Raw genomic sequence first — 329 nt, forward strand, 5'->3', positions numbered from 1 at the left:
CAGGCCGAGGCTGCGTAATGGCCGCCATAACGCATATCTGCACCATCGAACACGTTGCGAAGATGCTGGGCGAGGACCTCGAAATGCTGGAAGCCATTGTCGAGAACGACGACAATCTCAGCTACGGTGCCATCATCAGCATTCACACCGGAAGCGAAGAAGGCATCACCGCCCTGACCGATGATGGCATCGACGAACTGAAAGACATGCTCCACGACGCACGTCGCTCACCCGATGCATGGCGCGGCTTTCTCGAGGACTTCGTAGCCAATCCCGACATCATCGCCCGCGTCAAGGAAAATGGGCCGCGGTAGAAATCGAGCGGTTAC

Annotated in this window: 1 protein-coding gene; it reads left to right on the top strand. The window is 57.4% G+C overall.

The window, feature by feature from the left end:
• Positions 1-314 (top strand): hypothetical protein (locus BV911_RS18985; RefSeq protein WP_240512378.1); only part of this gene is annotated, 314 nt, incomplete at its 5' end.
• Positions 315-329: the final 15 nt, after the last annotated feature.

Source organism: Pseudoruegeria sp. SK021 (assembly GCF_002119405.1).
In the GTDB taxonomy this organism is placed as follows: domain Bacteria; phylum Pseudomonadota; class Alphaproteobacteria; order Rhodobacterales; family Rhodobacteraceae; genus Meridianimarinicoccus.